Origin of the sequence: Pseudomonas sp. K5002 (assembly GCF_013386655.1) — a bacterium.
Classification (GTDB): Bacteria; Pseudomonadota; Gammaproteobacteria; order Pseudomonadales; family Pseudomonadaceae; genus Aquipseudomonas.
In genome coordinates, this window is the sequence record NZ_JACARK010001226.1 from 1 (window position 1) to 371 (window position 371).

The window sequence follows — 371 nt, forward strand, 5'->3', positions numbered from 1 at the left end:
GACGCCGACGGCGGCGTCACCGCCACCCTTGGGGAGGCGTGCTGATGCGTATCGCCCTGGTGGCTTCCCTGGCCTGGCAGGATTACCGCAACGATGCGTGGCTGTCGGTGTGTTCGGTGCTGGCGCTGGTGGCGGTGATCGCGCCGTTGCTGGTGTTATTCGGCCTGAAATTTGGACTGGTTAGCAGTTTGACCGAACGTTTGGAGAACGACCCGGCCACCCGGGAAATTATTCCGTTGGGCGGTGGTCGATTCAGCAGTGAATTTGTCGAGCAGCTCCGCCAGCGCAGCGACGTGGCGTTCGCTTTGCCGCGCACCCGGCAGATTGCGGCGACGGCGCAGTTGGGGGCGGTGACGGTGGAGATGCTGCCG

General features: G+C 64.4%; 1 pseudogene. It reads left to right on the forward strand.

Going from position 1 to position 371, the window contains the following annotated elements:
• Positions 1-44: 44 nt before the first annotated feature.
• A pseudogene (locus tag HX846_RS35130) lies at positions 45-371 on the forward strand (ABC transporter permease); the annotation flags it as partial.